The sequence below is a fragment of the Rhodococcus sp. 06-470-2 genome (assembly GCF_002258235.1).
Lineage (GTDB): Bacteria > Actinomycetota > Actinomycetes > Mycobacteriales > Mycobacteriaceae > Rhodococcoides.
On the sequence record NZ_NOYB01000010.1, the window covers coordinates 693,523 to 715,993 of the forward strand.

Here is a 22,471-nt window from a genome sequence, read left to right on the forward strand (position 1 = left end):
ACAGCAGCCGATCGAAGGGGACGCACCGAATGGATCAGCAGGGAACAGGGCTCGACGAACTGCGAACGTCGGTCGCAGAGCTGATCGGCTCCGAGCCCGACGCTGTGCCGGTCGATGCGAACCTGTTCGAGTTGGGGCTGGAATCGATCGTGCTGATGCGGTTGGTCGGTAGGTTTCGCAAACAGGGCAGTGCGGTGACGTTCGCCGATCTCGCGGCGCAGCAGACGATATCGGCGTGGTGCGAATTGGTCGGTGCCGCAGACGAACCGGCACCCCGGGCTCCCTCCCCCGAGGCGGTAACGGCCGCGCGCACGCTCGACACGGACAGCTTCGATCTCGCTGTGCTGCAGCATGCCTACTGGATCGGCCGCAGCGCTGAGGAGCGGTTCGGTGGCGTCTCGCCGCACCTCTACACCGAGTTCGACGGCAGCGCAGTCGATCCCGATCGACTCCGTGTAGCACTCGAAGCCGTGGCCCGCAGGCACGACATGCTGCGGGCTCGGATCACCGACAACGGGCAGCAGGTGATCGAGTCCACGCCAGGGTGGCGCGGGTTGACGGTGCACGATCTGCGGAGCGAGGACGACGCAACGGACGAGCTGGAACGAACTCGTCAACGCCTGACGCACCAGATGCTCGACATCGAAGCCGGAGAGGTGTTCTCGGCCGATCTGTCGTTGCTCCCGCACGGTCGAACGCGACTGCATCTCGACATGGACATGATTGCGGGCGACGCCGTCAGCTTCAGAATCCTGGTCGCAGATCTGGCCAAGGCATACGACGGACAGGTGCTTCCCACCGTCGATTACAGCTATGCGCGCTACCTCGCCGACCGCCCGCAGGATCGCCGCGAGGCGCGAGCGCAGGCACAGCGATACTGGACCGATCGACTCGACGCTCTGCCCGGTGCGCCCACTCTTCCTCTGCTGGAACATCATTCGGGATCTCCGTCGGCGACCAGGCGGTCGTTTCACCTCGATTCGCAGAACTATTCGCTCTTGCAGTCGCGGGCTCGCGCACATGGCGTCACCCCGGCGGTAGCGGTGGCAGCGGCGTTCGCCGAGGTGGTCGGGGCCTGGTCACGTGAGCAGCGATTTCTGCTCAACGTTCCGATGTTCGACCGCGCCCCGACGCACCCCGCTGTCGGTGATCTCGTCGGCGACTTCTCGTCCTCGGTCATGCTGGACGTCGATCTGAGCGAGAACCTGTCGTTCGCCGAGCGGTCCCGGCAACTGAGGGCTCGACTGCACGAGGATGCCTCGCACGTCGACTACTCCGGAGTCGAGGTTCTCCGTGACCTCGGCCGTCGTCGGGGAGAACCGGTACTCGCGCCCGTGGTCTTCACCAGTGCGCTCGGGTTGGGCGAGTTGTTCGACGCCCGCGCGCGGGAGATTTTCGGGGACCCGGTGTGGATCATGTCGCAGGGACCGCAGGTCGTACTGGACGCCCAGATCACCGAGCTCGACGGCGGCGTGCTGGTCAACTGGGACATTCGCGAGAACGAGTTCCTACCAGGGGTTTCCGAGGCGATGTTCGACGCTTTCGAGGCGCTGGTTCGCGGACTCGTCGTCGACGGTGACACCGTGTGGGCGGAACCGGTGGGTCGGCTGGTTCCGCCGCGTCAGCTGGTCTCACGAACTCCGTCGGCCGATGTACCCCGAACGGACGCGTCGCAGGCAGTCGGGAACGAGTCCCTGCACCGCGCCTTCTTCGATCGCGCGTCGCAGAATCCCGATGCGGTGGCGCTCGAGTGGGGCGAGAACGAGTCGATGACGTACGGCGATCTGTGTGACCGAGCGCTGAGAGTGGCTGCGACACTGAAGGATCGAGATGTGGCAGTGGGCGACACCGTAGGGGTGACGCTGCCGAAGGGGCCCGATCAAGTGGTCGCCGTTCTCGGTGTGCTCGCCGCGGGCGGGGTGTACGTCCCGATCGGCGTCGACCAACCGGCGAGTCGCGCTGCACTGATCGCGCGAAAAGCAGGGTTCGCGGTGACGATCGGAGGATCGGGTGGCGACGGCCTCGCGGTGTCCGACGCGGTCCTCGGTGACGCTCTGCCCGCCCCACATCTCGGACCCGACACCGCTCCCGCGTACATGATCTTCACCTCCGGTTCGACGGGGGAGCCCAAGGGTGTGGTCGTGTCGCATCGTGCGGCGATGAACACGATCGGCGACCTGGTCGACCGATTCGCGCTGGACGAGCGCTACCGCCCGTTGTGCCTGTCCGAGTTGGATTTCGACCTCTGCACGTTCGACCTGTTCTCGGTGTTCGCCGCCGGCGGCAGCGCCGTGCTCGTCCAGGAGCACGAGCGCAAGGATCCGCAGCGGTGGGCCGCTCTGATTCGTGCGCATCGAGTCACGGTGATCAGCTGCGTACCGCCGCTGCTGGACATGATCCTCTCCGCCGGTGAGGATCTGGGTGACTCGCTGCAGGTCGTCATGCTCGGCGGCGACAAGGTCGGTGTCGATCTCTACCGCCGACTGAGGGCAGCCGTTCCGGAATGCCGATTCGCCGGACTCGGCGGCGCAACCGAAACGGCCATCCACAACAGCATCTGCGAGGTCGTCGAGGTCGATCCGCACTGGCGTACGGTGCCGTTCGGACTGCCGCTGCGTTCGATGGCGTTGCGGGTCGTCGATGCGCGCGGGTATCCGGTGCCGGACTGGGTGCCCGGCGAGCTGTGGGTGGCAGGAACAGGATTGGCCGACGGTTACCTGGACGACCCCGAGCGCACGAGCGAACGCTTCGTCGAGGTCGAGGGATATCGCTGGTACCGCACCGGCGATCTGGTTCGCTACGGCACGGACTCGATGGTGGAATTCATCGGCCGCGTCGACAATCAGATCAAGATCAACGGGTTTCGCATCGAGCTGGGAGAGATCGAGTCGGTCCTGGTCGGCGATCCCGACGTAGCCGCCGCCGCGGCAGTTGTCGATCGCTCGGGCGCTGCGGTGGTGATGGCAGCGGTGGTGCTCGGCGATTCCGACGCGGATTCCGACGAGACCGTCGCGGGCATCACCGCCAGGGTTGCCGACCGTTTGCCTGCCCACATGGTGCCGGACCGGATGGTGGCACTGCGGGCCCTGCCGCTGACCGTCAACGGGAAGATCGATTCGGCGGAAATCGTCCGACTGTGCCGGGCGGCAGGTGATACCGAGCGGGTCAGGGCTCGTGTCGCGCCTCGAACTCGACTCGAGGGTGCACTCGCCCTGATCTGGCAGAGCGTGCTCGGTGCCGAGGAGGTGGGAGTCACCGACACCCTGTTCGCGCTGGGCGGCGACTCCGTGCTCGCGACCACCATCGTCGCTCGAATCCGCGCGGCTTTCGACATCACCTCCGTCACGGTGAGGATGCTGTTCTCCGCGCCGACCGTGTCGGGTCTGGCGGAGTCGATGATCGCAGCCGAAGGTGACGCCGAACTGCTGGAGGCGACCGCAGAGATCTACGTATCGATCGAATCCATGACGGAGGACCAACTGCTGGCCGCACTCGACCACCAGCACACCCCCTGAATCGACATGCCCACCCACTCCTTTCACGATCGGGAATCCACAGTGCACCCAGTCATCGAGCACAACGCTGACTTCGTACCGTTCGACCGGGGCCGCGCCCGAACGTACCTCGACGCCGGACTCTGGCGCGAGACAACACTTCCCGACGTGTTCACCTCGTGGGTGCACCGCTTCGGCTCCGGACGCGCGGTAGTGGACGAATCCGAGGAGCTGACGTACGACGAGCTGTATTCGCGAGTACGAACGACCGCAGCAGGGTTTGCCGACCGCGGCATCGGGCCGGGGGATCGAGTGGTGGTGCAACTACCCAATTCGGTGTCGTTCGCGGTCGTACTGCTGGCGTTGCTCGAGTGCGGCGCGGTCCCGGTACTGACTCTCCCCGCACATCGCCGACGCGAAATCATCCATCTGGCAGCCACATCGAAGGCCGTGGCGTACGTGATCGCCGACCGGGACGGACAGTTCGACTACCGTGCGCTCGCCGACGAGACAGTGGCGGCGGTACCGAGCATTCGGGACGTCTTCGTCGATGGATCGTGCGGCTCGCACAGTCCGTTGTCCGAGGTCGTCGGTACGCCACGGGATTTTCCGCGCGCGTCCCCTGCGGATATCGCGGTGCTGTTGGTATCCGGCGGAACGACGGGTCTGCCGAAGTTGATTCCGCGTACCCACAACGACTACGAGTACAACGCACGGGCCAGCGCGCAGGTCTGTGAGCTGACGGCCGAGGACGTGTACCTCGCGGTTCTGCCTGCCGCGCACAACTTTCCGCTGGCCTGTCCTGGTCTGCTCGGTGCTCTCGGGGTCGGAGCAACAGTGGTGTTCTCCCGTACCCCCAGTCCCGATCAGGTGTTCGCGGTGATCGAGCGGCATCGGGTCACGGTCACCGCGCTGGTTCCGACGTTGACACATCTGTGGTGCGAGGCGACGGACTGGGAAGAGGCGGACCTGTCCAGCCTGCGCTTGTTGCAGGTCGGGGGAGCGAAGCTGACACCCGAGATCGCCAAGATCGTCGAACCGTCGCTCGGGTGCCGGTTGCAGCAGGTGTTCGGGATGGCCGAGGGGCTCTTGAACTACACACGGACCGACGACGCACCGGAGCTGGTGATCGGCACCCAGGGACGTCCCCTGTGCGAGCACGACGAGATCCGGATCGTCGACGCCGACGGTCACGACGTCCCGGCAGGGCAGACGGGCGAGCTGCTCACCCGCGGCCCGTACACCATCAACGGCTACTACGCTGCGGCAGAGCACAATACGACGGCCATCACCCCCGACGGTTTCTACCGCAGCGGAGATCAGGTTCGACGATTGCCTTCCGGTCACCTGGTCGTCACCGGCCGGATCAAGGACGTCATCACCCGCAACGGGGAGAACGTCGCGGCCGACGAGCTCGAGGATCTCCTGCTCACCCATCCCGGAGTTGCCCGAGCTGCGGTGATCGGAGTACCCGATCCCGATGTGGGAGAGAGCATCTGCGCCGTGATCGTGCCGAACGACAGTGCTCGGAACGACGGCGCTGGAAACGACAGCGCTCCGACCGTCGCCGAGGTGCGAGCATTCCTCACGGCCGCAGGCTGCGCGGGGTTCAAGCTGCCCGACCGTGTGGTGACCCGACCGTCGCTGCCCGTGACGGCAATCGGCAAAGTGGACAAGTCCTTGCTCGTCACGCAATCCTCCGAACGGCAGGCGACTCGATGAAGGCGACCGATCTCGACGACATCAAGCGCCGGTTGCTGGCGGATCGGCTCCGGCGCGCCCGAGGTGGCGAGACCGCCGAGATCGAGCGCGGTCCTCTCGCCGACCTCGAATCGACCGAATTCGGTTCGCTGAAAGCACGATTCGGCTCCGTCGAAGATGTATGGCCGTTGTCTGCGCTGCAGCTCGGGCTGGTCTATCAGGTCGGCGTGGATGCGGACGCCACCGAGCTCTACACCGTTCGTACCGTGGTCGAGGTGAACCGGGTTCTGGACGGCGACAGGGTTCGTCGTGCTCTGCAGTCGGTGGTCGACTCCACTGCGGCGCTGCGCACGGCATTCGTCACTCCCGACGGCGGCATGCCGGTGCAAGTGGTTCTGTCGACGGTGCAGGCACCGTTGACGGTGGTGGACCTCGGTAGCTGCTCGGCGAGCGAGATCGACCAAGAGTGGAACCGGATACTCGCCGACGACCGGCAGCGGTCGTTCGACATCGCTGCGCCGCCACTGTTCCGGGTCACGCTCGTGCACTTTCCCGACGGTGTCGATCACCTGTTGACGACCTATTGGTTCGGGTGTTTCGACGGCGGGTCCTCGGCGTTGTTGGTCTCGCGTGTCCTGGAACAGTACGACGGCGCGAGCCCGAACCTCGATCACGGCTACCGGGAGTATCTGCGCTGGTTGGCCTCTCGCGACCGGGTCGAGTCCGAGCGGGCATGGCAGCGCTGGTTCGGCGATGTCGACACGCCCACGCTGGTGGCCGAATCGGGTCAGGGCGGCGACGAGGCTCCTCGACGCGTCGAACGGAGACTGTCGCAGGCGGTCTCCGGACGACTGGATTCGATTGCGCGCGAATCCGGGTCGACGCTCTTCACCGTGTTGGCGGCCGTGTGGGCCGGCGTGCTCATGCGCATATCCGGTCGGTCCGACGTGGTGTTCGGTACCGCCGTTGCCGGGCGCCCGATGGAGGTGCCGGGCTCGGAGCATGCCATCGGCGCGTTCATCAGTACCGTTCCCCTCCGGGTCACGGCAGGCGGATCCGACACCGTCGCGAGCATCGCTGCGCGAGTGCAGGATCAGCGCCTGGATCTGATGGCACACGACACCCTCGGTCTCGGCGGAATTCAGAAGGCGATCGGTGCCGGTGCGCTGTTCGACACCCTGCTGGTGCTGCGCAACGCGGCCGGTCCTGCAGTCGGCACCGGTGCTCCGTCGGAGCATCGGGTACGACACGTCTCGACCGTCGACGGCTCGGAGTTCCCGGTGTCGATTGCCGTCGACCCGGGTAGCGAGCTGAACCTGTCGGTGACGTACCTGCCCGACTCGGTGGACGACGATCGCGCAGGGTATCTGCTCGAGTCCTTCGAGAACGCTCTGAAAACCGTTGCCGAGCAGCCCGATCTGCCGATATCGCAGTGGCCGGCACCGGCCACCGAATCGGTGAGCATCGTGGACAACGGTTTCGACGACAGGCTCGAGCGCCTGGGAGATTCCACGATCGCCGAGTTGCTCGCCGACCGGGCCGCATCCGTGCCCGACGCGACCGCGCTGGTGTTCGGGGCCGAACGAGTGACGTTCGGAGACTTGGACGCGCGCGTCGGTGCGTGCGCACGGGCACTCCTGCGCCGAGGTGCCGGTCCGGAACGCATCGTCGCCCTCGCGCTGCCGCGGTCGGTGGAGATGGTGGTGGCGCTGTTCGCGGTACTGCGCACCGGCTCGGCCTATCTGCCCCTCGAACTCGACTATCCGAGCGATCGCCTCGACCTGATGTTGGCCGACGCGCGGCCCGCGATCCTGGTGACGACCACCGAGACGCAGGCCCGAGGACTGACGACCGACGCCACCGAGATGATCGTCGACGATCCCGCCGTGGCAGCCGAATTGGCGGAACGCATCGAGCCGTTGGAGTTCGACTCGGGGCCGTTCGCGCCCGGGACACCCGGCCGCCTCGAGCACCCGGCCTACGTCATCTACACCTCGGGCTCGACCGGCACGCCCAAAGGCGTCGTCACCCCGTACCGGGGTCTGACGAACATGCAGATCAACCACCGAGACGAGATCTTCGTTCCGACCATCGCCGCGGCCGGGGATCGGACGCTGCGGATCGCGCACACCGTTTCGTTCTCCTTCGACATGTCGTGGGAAGAGCTGCTGTGGCTCGTCGAAGGCCACGAGGTGCATGTCTGCGACGAGGAATTACGCCGTGACGGTGAAGCATTGGCGCGATACTGCGAGCAGAACCTGATCGACGTGGTGAACGTGACGCCCACGTACGCCGGGCACCTGCTGGACCTGGGATTGCTGAACGAGCACGACGGACATCGGATTCCGCTGGTGCTCCTCGGCGGGGAAGCGGTGCCCGATTCGTTGTGGCAGCAGCTCGGCGGTGTCGGCTACAACCTCTACGGACCTACCGAGTACACGATCAATGCGCTCGGTGCAGGTACCCGAGACAGTGACACCCCGTCGATCGGTGCACCGATCCTCGGAACCCGCGCGTACGTTCTGGATCAGTGGCTACGTCCCGTCCCCGTGGGATCTGTCGGTGAGCTGCATCTGTCGGGTGTGGGTCTGGCCCGCGGTTACCTGCACCGATACGCGCAGACGGCAACCAGTTTCGTCGCCGATCCCTGGTCGCCGGGCGAGCGGATGTACCGCACCGGCGATCTGGTGCGGATCAGGCCCGATGGCCTGTTCGACTATCTGGGCCGTGCCGACGACCAGGTCAAGATCCGCGGCTATCGCGTGGAGACCGCGGAAGTCGAGCGGGCAGTGACGAACTGCGACGCGGTTGCCGGTGCGGTGGTGCGAGCGGTGGAGATCGGCGCGGGTACCCGGGCGCTCGCCGCGTACGTGGTTCCCCGCGATACCGCTGCGGGCGAGGACCATTCCGCGTTGTTCGGATCCATTCGGGACGAGCTCGCGGCCGTCCTGCCGGAGTACATGGTGCCCACGCTGTTCGCCGCTCTGGATCGCGTTCCGATGACGATCAACGGCAAGCTCGACGTACGAGCTCTGCCCGCCGTCGACGCCGCGGGCGGCGGTACGTTCGTGCCGCCGCGAACACCGGTGGAGACGATGTTGTGCGAGATCGTCGAGGCGGTTCTCGGGGTCGGCCGGGTGGGTATCGACGACGATTTCTTCGCCCTCGGCGGTGACAGCATCACCTCCCTCGCCGTGGCATCGCGGGCGCGCAAGGCCTCGATACCGCTGGCACCGCGTGAGGTGATGCGCAACCGAACAGTGCGGATGTTCGGTGCGGAGCTCGTCACCGACGACTCCGCCCGGCCTGCGGTCTCTGCTGCGGCGGTCACCGTGGATCTGTCCCAGGACGAGCTCGACGAATTCGAAAGCAGTATCTGAGTGACCGAGACGACGACCGATACCGCGGCCGCTTCGCAATCCAAGATCGCCGCTGTCCTCCCGCTGACGGCGCTGCAGACCGGCATGTACCTGCAGTCGAGTCTTGCTGCGGCGACACAGGACCCGTACCTGTCGCAGACAGTGCTCGACCTGTCTGCTCCGGTGGATCGCGGCCGTCTCACCCGCGCCCTCGAACATCTGCTCGAGCGTCATCCGAACATCAAAGCGCAGCTGCGCCAGCGCCGTAACGGCGACCTGGTGTGGGTGGTTCCGCGCGCATCGACACCGGAACCGACACCTGTCGTCGGAGAGTGGAACGATCATCTGGGCCGCGACAGGTCCGCCGGATTCGCGTTCTTCGAAGGTCCGTTGATCCGATTCGCGTACTCCACCGATCCTCGGTCGCCACGGGTACTGATCACCTACCATCACGCCTTGATGGACGGATGGTCCGAGGCCATCTTCGTTCGTGAATTGATCGCCCTCTACACATCGGTGGAGTCGGCTGCTCTGCCCCCTGCTCCGGACTTTTCCGACTACCTGGCCTGGACGGCCGGTCAGGATCGTGATGCGGCGCTGGCGCGGTGGGCGAAGTATCTCGACGGCTTCGATTCTCCGACCCTGATCGCAGACGGCGCACCGTCACAGGCGAATTCATCCTCCCGTATCGATCTCGACATCGACGACCGGCTGGGACGACGCGTCGCCGACTACGCGCGGAGCCGCGGAGTGACCACGAACGTGGTGGTGCAGGTGGCGTGGGCGTCGATGCTGGCAGCTCGCACCGGAGCAGTCGACGTGTCGTTCGGAATGGCGAGCTCCATCAGGCCGTTCGATCTGGACGGGGCCGAGGCGATGGTCGGTCTGCTGCTCAACACCGTGCCCGTGCGGCTTCGGTTCGATTCGACGTCGGCGGTCGCAGAGGTGGTCGACAGCCTACAGGCAGACCATCTCGACCTGGACGAGCACCGATTCCTCGGCCTGTCCGACATCGCCGGAACCATTGGTGGCGGTGAATTGTTCGACACCATCGTCGTGTACCAGAACTATCCGGCACCGGTCCCGAATGCGAGCGAGGCGGCCGTCGAGCACCCCGTCGTGGACGAGGTCACGGTACTGGGCGCGCACATGAGTTTTCCGATGGCTCTGATCGTCGGGCCCGACCCGACGCTGTGGGCATTCGTCCTGCACGACGACGCAGCCGTCGATCATCGTTCGGCCACGGTGTGCGCCGAGACCTTCGTCGAGATGCTGGACCGACTGACGAGCCGTCCGGACGTCGATGTGCCGCAGCTCTTGTCGGCCCCGGACGGCCAGGGATACAGCATCGGGCCACACCGGTCGGTGCCGACGCTGGAAGCGGCCCTTGCAGAGAGGTTCGCGCGGTCGAGCGAGGACATCGCGCTGGTGGTCGGCGACAATGAGACGACGTATGGCCGACTCCGGACTCGGGTGTCCGAGGTGTCGGCGCTCCTGCGCGCCCACGGCGTCGGGACCGAGAGCCGTGTCGCTATCGCCCTCGGCAGGGGTACGGACATGGTGGCCGCGCTGCTGGCGACCATCGACGTGGGTGCGGTGTTCGTTCCCATCGACATTCGCTACCCGCGCGAGCGTATCGACCACCTGTTGTCGGATTCGTGCCACGACATCCTGTTGGTCGACGACGCCACACCTGCCGCGCTGGCCGAACTCGAGACCGCGACGAGAACCCGTTCGAGTTCGGCTACGGGGGCGGTGGAAGAACCCTTCGCCCTGAGCATTCCGGGCGACTGCGGGGCATATCTCGTCTACACCTCGGGTTCGACAGGTACACCCAAGGGTGTGCTCGGCTCGAGGAACGCGCTCGCCAATCGCCTGCACTGGGCGACCGAGCGATGGGGCGGACCCACGAGTCGGATTGCCAAGAGCTCGCTGTCGTTCATCGACGGGGCCACGGAACTGCTCACCGGAATCCTCGCGGGTCAACGAGTGGTGTTGGCGCAGGACCACGAGTACGCCGACGCGGGCGCGTTGGCTGCGCTCCTCGATCGATCCGGTGCCGAGCAGATCACCGCCGTGGGGTCACTCGCTGCGGCATTGGCAACCACCTCGACGCCGGAATGCCGTTCGCTGACCGGTTGGATACTCAGCGGAGAGCCGTTGACCAGCAGCACGATCGACGCCATCGGACACGCCACGCCCCACGCCTCGGTACACAACTCCTACGGCTCGTCCGAGGTGGCCGGGGACGTCGCGGTGCATCGCGTCGCAGGTGATCCGACGGTCATCGGAACGGCAGTGAACAACACGGTCCTCGGGTTGCTCGACGGCCGCTTGCTCCCGGTACGGACGGGCGTCGGCGGCGACATCTACGTCTCGGGAGCCCAACTTGCCCGCGGGTACGCCGGCAGGCCTGCGGACACCGCGGCTCGCTTCGTCGCGGACCCTCGCGTCGACGGTGGGCGAATGTATCGCACCGGTGACCGCGCCCGCATCGTCGACGACGGAGCGCTGGAATTCCTGGGACGCGACGACAGGCAGGTCAAGGTCCGGGGACATCGCGTCGAGCTCGGTGAGGTCGAGAACCTCACGGCCGACAGCGAATCCGTGAACGAATGCGCGGTGGTGGCGGTGACGGACAGCGCAGGCGCGACCGTGCTCGTTGCTTACCTGACCCCCGAGAGTGTCGATACCGCGGCAGTACGCGACGCTCTGCGCGCCCGTGTACCCGACTACCTGGTGCCGACGTTCTGGGTGCCGCTCGACCGACTGCCGAACACTCCCAACGGCAAGACGGACCGGATCGCTCTGGTACAGAGAGGAATTCCGGACAGCGAACCCAGCCGCTCACGTGCAGCTGCCACCGACGACGAGCGTTGCCTCGTCGGCCTTTTCGTCGACGCCACTCGTGCGGGTGCCGAGTCCATCGGCGTCGACGACGACTTCTTCGCACTCGGCGGCGACAGCATCACCGCCATCACGCTCGTGTATCACGCGCGGGGAGCCGGGTTGGCCATCACCACGGCGGACGTTTTCGAATGCCGTACCGTCTCCGGACTCGTCCGACGAGCCCGACAGGCCGAATGTGCCGTCGGCGCAGCGGAACCCGACAGCACTACCCCGTTGCTCGATGCAGACGATCTGGCCGAACTGAGCCGACTCGGTGTCGACGCCGATCTCGCACGTCCGGCGACTCCGCTGCAGCAGGGTCTGGCATTCCAGTCCGTTGCCGCCGGGGACGGCGTCGCGGAGATCTACGTCATCGCCACCGAGTTCGAGGTGCGCGGCGAGCTACGCACCGATCGACTCGACGCCGCGCTGGACGCGCTGTTCGATCGTCATCCTGCTCTGCGCTCACGCTTTCTCACGCTGAGTACGGGGACCACCGTCGCCGTCCGTGATGCGGGTCGGGTGCAGGTCGTCAGGCACGCGGTGGACGATCCGGATTCGTACTCGGCGCGCGCATCGGTGCTAGAGGATCGCCGTACCTTCGATATCGAGCACGATCCGCTCGTGCGAGTTCTCGTGCTGGACTGCGGAGAACAGCTGCACCGTGTGGTGCTGACCGTGCACCATCTGCTCGTCGACGGGTGGTCCATGGGGACCGTCGGCACCGAGTTGTTCATGCTGTACCGAGGCCGAGATCTACCGGCTCCGGCTCCGTTCGACGACTACCTGCAGTGGCTGTCGCGTCGGGACGACTCGTCGATCGATGTATGGCGCGAGGCGCTCGGCCCGGACGTCGCTCCCACGACCATCGCGCCGTCCGCACCGCTGACCTCGAACGACCGGTCCGAGGTTCGGGAGATCGAGATCGGCTGGGATGCCGACGACACTGCTCGCCTCACCGACTCCGCCCGTCGGCGATCGGTGACGGCGAGCGAGCTGATCAATGCGGCATGGGCCGTGGTTCTGTCGTCCTTCACCGACAGCGAATCGGTCGTGTTCGGGTCGACGGTATCCGGCCGCCCGACGGACCTGGACCGTGTCGGGGACATGGTCGGGTTGTTCATCAACACCATCCCGGTGCGCGCCGCGGTCGGTCGCGATGCCACCCTGTCGTCGATTCTCGCGGGCCTGCGCGAGTTCTCCATCGCCGTTGCCGCGCATCATCACGTCGGCCTGTCGGACATCCAGAAGGCAGTCGGCCGGGGGACACTGTTCGACACCCTCGTGGTGTTCGAGAACTTCGCCACCGCCGAAACGAACGGTATCGACTCGGAGGACTTCTCGGTCTCGGTCGCCCGGTTCCATACGGTGACTCATTACCCACTGACGTTGACGGTGTTCCCCGGCGAAAGACTGCGGCTGGTGCTCGAATACCGCAGCGACGCCGTGTCGGCGGAGCGCGCACATGCGGTGGCGTCGGCCATGACGGCAGTGCTTCGAACGTTCGCCGAGCCGGGCGACCCGCCCATCGCGTCGGTGTCCCTCGTGGACGAGTCGACGGCGGCTCGGCTGACCTCGGAGTGCGCCGGCATCGAGCGCGCCTACCCTGACGGAACAATGGTCGACTTGTTCACCGATCGTGTTGCGCAGCAGCCCGATTCGATCGCTGTTCAGGACGACACCACGGTGTGGACGTTCGCGGAGTTGGATCGCGTGTCCAATCGAATTGCACGATCGCTCATCGGATCCGGAATCGGCGCCGAGGACATCGTGGCCGTCGAGGCCCCGCGCACGGCGACGACGATGGCAGCGATCCTCGGCGTGATGAAGTCGGGGGCTGCCTACCTGCCGATGGATCCGAACTGGCCGGTCGAGCGTACTCGCCAGATCCTCGACGAAGCACAGCCGGTGGTTACGGTGACCACGGATTCCGTTGCGGCGCTGCAGCCGTCGTCCACGGATTCCGTCGCCGTGACCGATGCGGAGCGTCGGGCATCGTTGCATCCCGATCATCCGGTGTACACGATCTACACCTCCGGTACGACGGGTGTGCCCAAGGGCGTTCTGGTCTCGCATCGAGGCCTGGCCAATCTGTACCACTCGCACCGCGAGAACGTGCACACTCCGGCGATCGCTCGCGCGGGCAGGCCCACACTGAACGTTGCGCACGCGTGGTCGATGGCCTTCGACGCGTCCTGGCAACCGCAGCTGTGGCTGTTCGGCGGTCACACACTTCATCTGATCGATCCGGGGACCGTCCTCGACCCGGTGGAACTGGCAGCCCGGCTGACGGAGCTGTCGGCGGACTTCGTCGAGGTCGTGCCGTCGTTGCTCGAGCAGATGATGCGAGTGGGATCGATCGACACGCTGTCCACGGTCGGGGTCGGCGGAGAAGCGGTATCTGCGGACTTGTGGAATCGACTGCGCACCAGTGAAACCCTGGTGGCCTACAACTTCTACGGCCCGACCGAGGCGACGGTGGATGCGGTGTACACCTCCACCGAACTGGTGAGCGAGCCGGTGATCGGTAGGCCGGTGACCAACATGCGGGCATATGTGCTGGACCGCAATCTGCGGCTGGTCCCGCCCGGCGTGCTCGGCGAGCTCTACCTGGCCGGTCCCGGAGTCGCGCGGGGCTACCGGCACGCACCGGGGCGTACGGCTCACCGCTTCGTTGCCGATCCCTTCGCTGCGGACGGCACGCGGTTGTACCGGACCGGAGATCTCGTGGCGTGGACCGAGAACGCTGCGCTGCGATACGGCGGCCGCTCGGACGATCAGGTCAAGATTCGTGGCCACCGAGTGGAGGTGGGGGAGGTCGAGGCTCGATTGCGCGACCTCGACGCAGTCGCCGACGCGCGAGTGGTGGTCCGAGGTGCCGATACCGGGAACGCCACGCTCGCCGGGTATCTGGTTGCGGCGTCGGATCGCGAGCTCGACACGAATCTTGCCCGTGCCCGGTTGCGGGCTCTGCTGCCGTCGTACATGGTGCCGGCGTCACTGACCGTGCTCGATGCTTTTCCGCTGTTGCCGAACGGCAAGGTCGATGCCTCCGCGTTGCCCGAGCCCGTGTTCTCGATACGGACCGGGCGTGCTCCACGTACCGATGCCGAGCGGCGGATCTGCGCTGCCGTGGCCGAGGTGTTGCACCTGCCCCAGGTCGGTGCCGACGACGATTTCTTCGATCTGGGCGGCGACAGCATCATGGCGATGGAGCTGTCCGCGAGGCTCCGATCGGCCGGCGTCGGGGTGTCACCGCGGCACATCGTGTCGCTCCGTACGCCGGAAACCATTGCAGGTCAGCTCGAGTCGAGCGAACCGTCGAACGCAACCCCTGCTGTCGGCCCCTACGGGGACGTTCCGCTGACACCGATCGTCCGGTGGATGGACGCACTCGACGGGCCCATCGACGAGATCTCGCAGGCGGTGTTGCTCGATGCTCCGGCGTCGCTCACCGAGGACTCGCTGACGCAGCTCCTCGTCCGCCTCGTTGCTCGGCATCCGATTCTGCATTCTCGATTCCAGCGGAGCCCGGGTTCGGAGTCCGGCTTCACGGTGTTGCCGGACGGCACCGCCGATGTGACCGAGTGGATTCGCATCGAGGATTGCGACGGAACGACCGAGTCCGAGCCGGCGGATCGGGTCGCTGCCGAATCACGTTCTGCACGTGCGCGGTTGAATCCGGCCGCGGCGAGGATGGTCGATGTCGTGTGGCTGCGGCACGGACGCGATCCCGCGTCGTCGGGAGAGCTGCTGATCACGCTGCATCACCTCGTGGTCGACGGAGTGAGTTGGCGGATACTGTTGCCCGATCTGGTCGGTTGCTGGACGCAGGCCGCCGTCGAGCGAAACCCCGTCGGTCCGTCGATGCGGCAGTGGGCGTACGAGATGCGCAGTCTCGCAGACTCGCCCGAGGTGCTCGCCGATCTCGACTACTGGGCGAGCATCGGTGACGGAGCGGCGCAGATTCCGTCGACGCGGCCACTCGACCCGTCGATCGACACCGGTGCCCGCGTGCGTACCACTCTCTTCGCCCTGTCGGAGGACGAGAGTGCAGGGCTGATATCGGCGGCTCGTACTCACCTCGGAGTCTCCGTCGAACACCTGCTGTTGGCGACTTTCGCTGCGGCAGCGGCACACTGGACGAATCCCGATGCGGTGGACCCGCAGTCGTTCGTCGTCGATGTCGAAGGTCACGGACGCTCGGGAGTGGCCTCCGACCGAGTGGACGGCTCGGCCGTGGTCGGATGGCTCACTGCGGTGTTCCCGCTCCGTCTGACCGCGAAGCCTCGGGATCACCGCACCTTGACCGCGCACGAGGGGAATCTCCCTGCGGCAGAGTCCGTTCTGCGTGAACTGACAACCGCCGCCAAGGCGTCCAGGGACTCGGTGCCGGGAGATGGATCGACCTATGGACTGTTGCGGTGGATGGGCGGCGACGCCGGCGAGACTCTGCGCGGAACACCCGGTGCAGACATCGAATTCAACTACCTAGGTCGTTTCGACGCGACAACCGACGGGCCGTTCGGCGCCAGTCGGCTGCGCAGCAGCCTCGACTCGACCCCCGGGGTGAACACCCCCTGCGGCTACGCGTTGATCGTGGACAGTTACATCCACGACCTCCGTGGCTCGTCCGTGCTGGGTGTGACGATGAGCTGGCCGGAGGGGGTGCTGTCCGGTGTCGAGGAACTCGCAGGGCTGTGGCACGACGCGTTGTCGGCCACGTGCCGAATACTCACTGCTGATGCTCCTAGTGAGGCAAGGGTTACCTCATAAGTGTTACCTTGTCAGTCGCCTCACCCGGTCGGGTGTTGGACGCCGAAGCGCGTGGTCGAGTCGAGAGGTACCGAGCAACGATGAAGGTTCGTACGAAGTGGATGAGGAGCGCCGCGTCGATCGCGCTCGCCGGAGGGCTGACCATCGCCCTCGCCGCCGGGTGCAGCGGTAGTACCGACGAGGCACCCACAGCCGAATCCACGACTGCTGCGCAGGAATCGGCATTCCCGGTCACCATCGATTCCGCACTCGGATCCGCGACGATCCCCGAGGCACCCGAGCGGATCGCCACCTGGGGTTGGTCCAACCAGGACGCCATTCTCGCCCTCGGTGTCGTGCCCGTCGCCATGCCGACCTTCGACGGCGCTCAGTACGGAGCGGACGACCGCGGCATTCTGCAGTGGGACGCGAAGGCGCTCGCCGACCTGGGCGGCGAAACACCCACGCTGCTCTCCGGTGACGGAACCGGCGCGGTCCCGGTCGAGCAGTTCGCCGCCGCCGCCCCCGATCTCATCTTCGCCCCGTACTCGGGACTGACCCAGGAGGAGTTCGACCAGCTCTCCGACATCGCGCCGGTCGTCGCGTACCCGGACGAGCAGTGGACCACCTCGTGGGAGGACCAGCTGACCATCGCGGGCAAGGCCCTGGGCAAGGAGAAGGAGGCCGCCGATCTGGTGTCCGGAGTCGAGGGTTCCATCGCCGACGCGGCTGCGAAATATCCGGCGCTGAAGGGTAAGACGGTCACCATCGCGCTGCCCAACGCGCCCGGCACGTTCGCCGTCAGCAAGGACGACGACGTGCGCGTCGAGTTCCTCGAACAGCTCGGTCTGGTCAACGAGCCCACTATCCAGGAGGCCGACCCGGTCGAGGATCCCGATGCCGTGTACTTCGAGCTCAGCCTCGAGCAGGCCTCGCTGCTGAAGTCGGATGTGTTGTTCGTCGTCGCCTACGACAAGGAATCGCTGGGTGCCTTCCTCGTCGAACCGGCCGTGGCCTCGCAGCCCGTGCTGGCGCAGGGGCGCACTGCATCGACCGAGAACCTCAGTGCAGACAAGAACTTCGCGTTCGGCGGCCTGACGGTGCTCACCATTCCGTACATCCTCGATGACGTGGCATCGGCGCTGAACACCGCCGCCGAGAACGTCCAGGGCTGATCCGAGCGCAGGCCCACCCGACGCACCGCAGACGTGCATTCATCCGAGAAGGAGCGTGTTTCACCGTGGCAAGGTCCCACCGACTTCAGGTCGTCTTTCCCGAAGTCATCCGTACGGCCACCGTGATCGACACGCGGCAACTCGGTCCTGGAATGCGCAGGATCGTGTTGGGTGGGCCGCAGCTGCGTGAGTTCACGCGTGACGGATTCGAGTTCCCGGCGCTGCGCAGTGAGGGATTCGACGATTTCGTTCGCCTGTTCTTTCCTCTCGACGACATGGGCACGATGGCGCTGCCCGTCCAGCACGAGCGCACGGTGGAGTGGCCGCGCGACCCGCGGCCGGTTACTCGCAACTACACCGTGCGCAGCGTCGATACCGACAGTGCGGAACTGACGCTCGATTTCGTCACCCACGACACCGGAATTGCATCGACGTGGGGGCGTCGCTGCTCGGTGGGTGACTCCATCCCGCTGCTCGGTCCGGTGCGGTCGGGTCATGCACCCGCCGAGGTGGATTGGGTGTTGCTCGTCGGCGACGAGACAGCGTTGCCTGCCGTTGCTCGCTATCTCGACGAGGCCGCGGCTGGGGAGCGAATCCGGGTGTTCGTCGAGGTGGCCGACGCCGAGCGAGAACTACCGCTGCCGACGGCCGCCGACGCCGAGATCACCTGGCTCCACCGCGACGGCGCAGTTGCAGGCACCGGGGATCTGCTCGAAACGGCCGTGCGCAGAGCGCCCTGGTGGGACGGAACCGTGTTCGCCTGGGTCGCAGGCGAATCCACAGCCCTCAAGGGCATCAGGCGATACCTGCGGGAGGATCGCGCCCTACCGCCCGAAATGGTCGAGGTCACCGGATACTGGCGTCGCGCAGAGGTTCTCACTCGCACGGACGATCCGGAAGTTCCCGATCTGACCGCCCGCGAATCCGAGCCGTTCGACAGGCTCGCCGAACGTGCGGAGTTGTTCTCGCCCTTCGCAATCAGAGCGGCCAACACCTTGCGCATCCCGCTGCATGTCTCGCGCGGCGTACGCACCGTTGGTGAGCTGGCGACGGTCACCGGCACCGACGTGCGAGCCTTGGCAAAATTCGTCCGCTATCTGCGGGCCGTCGACGTGCTCGGCGAGGACTCGGACGGCGGTGTGGTCCTCGCCGATATCGGTGAGGCCATGCTCGGTGACGACTGGATCTCGCATTGGCTGGATCTCGAGGGAATCGAGGCGCGAGTGGAACTGTCGATCACCGGCCTCGTGGAGAGCCTGCGCACCGGCGGTGCCAGCGCCAGCCTGCTCACCGGCAGGACGTTGAGTGAGGACCTCGCAGGTTCGTCCCGGCTGACCGAACTGCATCACAACCACATCGCCGACGAGGCTGCGTTCCTCGGTCCGGCCCTCGTGCAGGACTATTCGTTCGACGACGTGTCGACGCTGGCGGTGACCGGTGCGGCCTCCGGTGTGGTGCTCGGCTCGATCCTGACGGCCCACGACGCGATATCGGCAACCGTTCTCGGATTGCCGAGCGAGCTCGACCTCGTCCGACGTGATCTGCAGACGAGGCCGGAACTTCCGGCGCGCGTGACCGAGTGCGCTCAGAGCGTCGTGTCCGAACCGCGTACGACCCCGGCCGGTGGATTCGACGCGTATCTGTTGCTCGAGGTCACCGGGCACTACCGCGACGACGATCTGGCGTTGCTGCTGGCGAGTGCCGCATCGGGCGTCTCCGAGAGCGGCAAACTGATTGTGGTGGAACGGCTGTCGGACGAGCAGTCGATCAACGAGGACCAGGCCGAGTTCGATCTGCTGATGCTGTGCATGCACGGCAGCGGAGTGCGAACCAGAGCCGAGTTCGACTCGGTGGCAGCCGCGGCGGGACTGACGGTGACCGCGTCTCGACTGGTCGGTTGGGGCATCGCCGTACTCGACCTGCGGCGTGCGTCCGAAGCCGTTGTGCGCGAGGCCTAGTTAGGTTAGCGTTGCCTACTGAAGGCGCGCGGCGATGCTCTCGGCATGTCGGTTGCGCGCGATGCGCGGTCTCGGACCGATTCACCGTCAGGAGTGCACATACACATGACCGTTGTCGAAGAAACGGCGTCGGGCACGGCCGATACGACCATCCTGCAGCGCGGGTTGCAGACGGTGGTCACGTTGGCCGAGTCCGGCTTGTTCGACGAGTACGTCGTGTACGAGGACAGAGGACGCTGGGTGTTCGCGGGTGGCGTGGTCGCTCGCATCGTCCTGCAACCGGATGTCGTCACGACAACGTGGGGGAGCGGGGCACCGACGGTGCGTCGGTGGTCCGGCAACCCGGCGGCGGCGTTGCGTGAGGCCTGCGACGGTCTCACTCGCGAATCCTGGAATGCGTACGGCTACGTCGGATTCGGGTTCGCAGCCCACCTGCACGACGCCGTCGCCGAGTCCGAGTCCGACGAGGTGCTCGCCCATTTGGTCGTGCCGCGAGTCGAGGTCCGATTCGGACATGACTGCGACGATATCGAGGTCACCGGGACCGAGGAGGACCGCGCCGCGGTGTTCGCCGTACTCACCGCCGCCTCCGTCGACGAGCCACCGACGGTCCACCCGCTCGATGTCGGCGGCGACCTCGACGACTATCGCGGTCGGGTGGCGCAAGCTGTTGCAGAGATTCACCGAGGTGAGTACGCCAAGGTCATTCTCTCTCGCACGGTGCGTATTCCGTTCGATCTGGACATGCCCGGTACCTACCGGGCGGGGCGAGCAGCGAACACTCCGGCTCGCTCGTTCCTTTTGCACCTCGGTGACCTACGTGCCTCGGGTTTCAGCCCGGAGCTGGTTGCGTCCGTCGACGCACGTGGTGTGGTCACCACCGAACCGTTGGCAGGCACGCGGGCCTTCGGCTTGGGTTCCGATGCCGACTCCGCAGCGAAATCCGATCTCGAGCAGGATCCCAAGGAGATCACCGAACACGCTGTGTCCGTTCGTACCTCGTTCGAGGAGCTGGAATCGATCGCACGACCCGGGTCGACCGCCGTGTCGGACTTCATGAGTGTGCGAGAGCGCGGAAGCGTCCAGCACCTCGCGTCGACCGTGCGGGCACGTCTGCGTGACGACCTGTCCTGCTGGGACGCTTTCGGGGCACTGTTCCCGGCCGTCACGGCATCGGGCATTCCCAAACGTGAGGCCATCGAGGCGATAGGGCGGCTCGACGACCCGCCTCGCGGCCTGTACTCCGGGGCCGTCGTGAAGGCGTCGTCCGCGGGGGAACTCGAAGCGGCGCTGGTGCTTCGAGCTGTGTACGAACAGCGCGGATCGGCATGGCTGCGTGCCGGTGCCGGCATCGTCGGCCAGTCGACTCCCGATCGTGAATTCGACGAAACCTGCGAGAAACTCGGCAGCGTCGCCCCGTATCTCGTCCGTAAGAAGGAGGAAGACGCCTGATGCATCGCACCATGTTGGGTGGAAAGATCCACCGCGCCACTGTCACTCACGCCGACCTGCACTACGTCGGTTCGATCACCATCGACTCCACTTTGATGCACGCCGCCGACCTGATCGAGGGCGAACAGGTTCACGTCGTCGACATCACCAACGGAGCGCGCCTGGTGACGTATGTGATCGAAGGGCACCCCGGTTCCGGTGTCATCGGAATCAACGGCGCAGCAGCGCATCTGGTGTCTCCAGGTGATCTGGTGATCATCATGTCGTTCCGACAGGTGGAAGACTCCGAGCTGTCCTCGCACACCCCGTCGGTGGTGCACGTCGATTCTGCCAACGAGATCGTCGCTCTCGGAGTCGACCCGTCCGAGCCGGTTCCGGGTGCCGTCGATCAGATGTCGGGGGCGAGCGTTCGATGACGTCGCACGAGAACTACGACATCGTCGGCGTCGGATTCGGGCCCTCCAATCTGGGACTGGCCATCGCGATCGAGGAGCACAACCGAACCTGCGCTCCCACAGAACGGTTGACGGCCTGCTTCGTCGAGTCCAAGGACGAGTTCGCCTGGCACCCCGGCATGTTGTTGCCGGGGACGACGATGCAGATCTCGTTTCTCAAGGACCTGGCGACCCAGCGCAACGCAGGCAGCGAGTACACCTTTCTGGCGTACCTGTCGGAGCACGGTCGACTCAATCACTTCATCAACCTGCAGACGTTCTTCCCCAGCAGGCTCGAATTCCACGACTACCTGACGTGGGCCGCCGGAAAGGTCGACGCGACGGTGCACTACGGCACCCGGGCAGTGGACGTCGTCGACACCGGTGACGGTTACGGCGTCCGAACCGAGGGACGACGAACCGGGACCGTGCGGGGTCGCAACATCGTGCTCGCCGGCGGTTTGACGGCCACCCTGCCGGACGGGGTGACGGCGTCGGCGCGGCAGTTCCACAACCACGATCTCCTCGGGCACCTGGACCGCCTGCCGTCGCGGACGCATCGCACGTTCGTCGTCGTCGGTGCCGGGCAGAGCGCGGCCGAGGTGGTGGACTACCTGCACTCGTCGTACGGCGATTCCTCCGTGCACGCGGTGCTCCGCAAGTACGGGTACAGCCCCGCCGACGACAGCCCCTATGCCAATCGCATCTTCGATCCGACGGCCGTCGACGACTTCTATTCGTCGTCCCACACGCTGCGCGAGCAGCTGCTGCAGTATCACCGCGGTACCAACTACTCCGCCGTCGACCTGCCCCTGATCGAGGAGCTGTACTCGCGCGAGTACGCGGAGCGGGTCAGCGGGCAGCGCAGGCTGTTCGTGCACGGAGCATCTCGAGTGGTCGACGCCGTCGAGGAGCCGTCCGGCGTCCGGGTCGCCGTCGAGCACGGCCCGACGGGTCTGGCCGAGGACATACTGTGCGACGCTGTCGTCTATGCCACCGGCTTCACGTCCCTCGATCTACCCGAGATCCTCGGTCCGCTGTTCGACGCCGTCGAATACGACTCCCGCGGTCCTCGCGTGACGCGGGACTACCGACTCGTGACGCGCGAACCGAGTGCGGGTTCGATCTACCTGCAGGGCGGTACCGAGCACACGCACGGTCTGACCTCGTCGTTGCTGTCGAACATCGCTGTTCGCAGCGGTGAGATCGTGAAGTCCGCAGTGAGCGCGAGGGTGCGATCGGTGGTGTGAATCG

The 22,471-nt window shown here is 66.1% G+C and carries 9 protein-coding genes; all 9 read left to right on the plus strand.

The annotated features are described in order from the left end of the window. Positions 1 to 29 precede the first annotated feature (29 nt). A complete protein-coding gene (locus CH276_RS06685; RefSeq protein WP_094630431.1) occupies positions 30 to 3,515 on the plus strand; it encodes a non-ribosomal peptide synthetase in 3,486 nt (1,161 codons plus the stop codon). Between the two features lie 6 nt (positions 3,516 to 3,521). Beyond that, positions 3,522 to 5,216 (plus strand): AMP-binding protein, encoded by a 1,695-nt coding sequence (locus tag CH276_RS06690; RefSeq protein WP_176459132.1) that lies wholly within the window; start codon positions 3,522 to 3,524, stop codon positions 5,214 to 5,216. Then, entirely contained in the window at positions 5,213 to 8,575 is a 3,363-nt protein-coding gene (locus CH276_RS06695; RefSeq protein WP_094630432.1) for a non-ribosomal peptide synthetase, read from the plus strand. Before CH276_RS06690 ends, CH276_RS06695 begins: the two co-directional genes overlap by 4 nt. Beyond that, entirely contained in the window at positions 8,576 to 16,219 is a 7,644-nt protein-coding gene (locus tag CH276_RS06700) for a non-ribosomal peptide synthetase (protein WP_094630433.1), read from the plus strand. A gap of 80 nt (positions 16,220 to 16,299) precedes the next feature. After that, complete coding sequence (locus CH276_RS06705; RefSeq protein ID WP_254924184.1) at positions 16,300 to 17,373, plus strand: ABC transporter substrate-binding protein; 1,074 nt, start codon at positions 16,300 to 16,302, stop codon at positions 17,371 to 17,373. A 65-nt stretch (positions 17,374 to 17,438) separates the two neighbouring features. Further along, entirely contained in the window at positions 17,439 to 19,331 is a 1,893-nt protein-coding gene (locus tag CH276_RS06710; protein ID WP_094630449.1) for a siderophore-interacting protein, read from the plus strand. 105 nt (positions 19,332 to 19,436) lie between these two features. Continuing rightward, positions 19,437 to 20,783 carry a salicylate synthase gene (locus CH276_RS06715; RefSeq protein WP_094630435.1) on the plus strand — a complete coding sequence of 449 codons (1,347 nt, stop codon included), beginning with the start codon at positions 19,437 to 19,439 and terminating at the stop codon, positions 20,781 to 20,783. Next, entirely contained in the window at positions 20,783 to 21,199 is a 417-nt protein-coding gene (panD, locus tag CH276_RS06720) for an aspartate 1-decarboxylase (RefSeq protein ID WP_032395938.1), read from the plus strand. The genes CH276_RS06715 and panD overlap by 1 nt, the downstream gene beginning before the upstream one ends. Beyond that, positions 21,196 to 22,467: a lysine N(6)-hydroxylase/L-ornithine N(5)-oxygenase family protein gene (locus tag CH276_RS06725; RefSeq protein ID WP_045196691.1), complete on the plus strand. Its 1,272-nt coding sequence runs from the start codon at positions 21,196 to 21,198 to the stop codon at positions 22,465 to 22,467. The genes panD and CH276_RS06725 overlap by 4 nt, the downstream gene beginning before the upstream one ends. The last annotated feature ends 4 nt before the right edge of the window (positions 22,468 to 22,471 follow it).

What these genes read in the sequence shown, in the direction of transcription:
- CH276_RS06705 (WP_254924184.1), top strand. Translation starts at nt 16,300, where the DNA reads ATGAAGGTTCGTACGAAGTGGATGAGGAGCGCCGCGTCGATCGCGCTC.
- CH276_RS06695 (WP_094630432.1), top strand. Translation starts at nt 5,213, where the DNA reads ATGAAGGCGACCGATCTCGACGACATCAAGCGCCGGTTGCTGGCGGAT.
- CH276_RS06690 (WP_176459132.1), top strand. Translation starts at nt 3,522, where the DNA reads ATGCCCACCCACTCCTTTCACGATCGGGAATCCACAGTGCACCCAGTC.
- CH276_RS06715 (WP_094630435.1), top strand. Translation starts at nt 19,437, where the DNA reads ATGACCGTTGTCGAAGAAACGGCGTCGGGCACGGCCGATACGACCATC.
- CH276_RS06685 (WP_094630431.1), top strand. Translation starts at nt 30, where the DNA reads ATGGATCAGCAGGGAACAGGGCTCGACGAACTGCGAACGTCGGTCGCA.
- CH276_RS06725 (WP_045196691.1), top strand. Translation starts at nt 21,196, where the DNA reads ATGACGTCGCACGAGAACTACGACATCGTCGGCGTCGGATTCGGGCCC.
- panD (WP_032395938.1), top strand. Translation starts at nt 20,783, where the DNA reads ATGCATCGCACCATGTTGGGTGGAAAGATCCACCGCGCCACTGTCACT.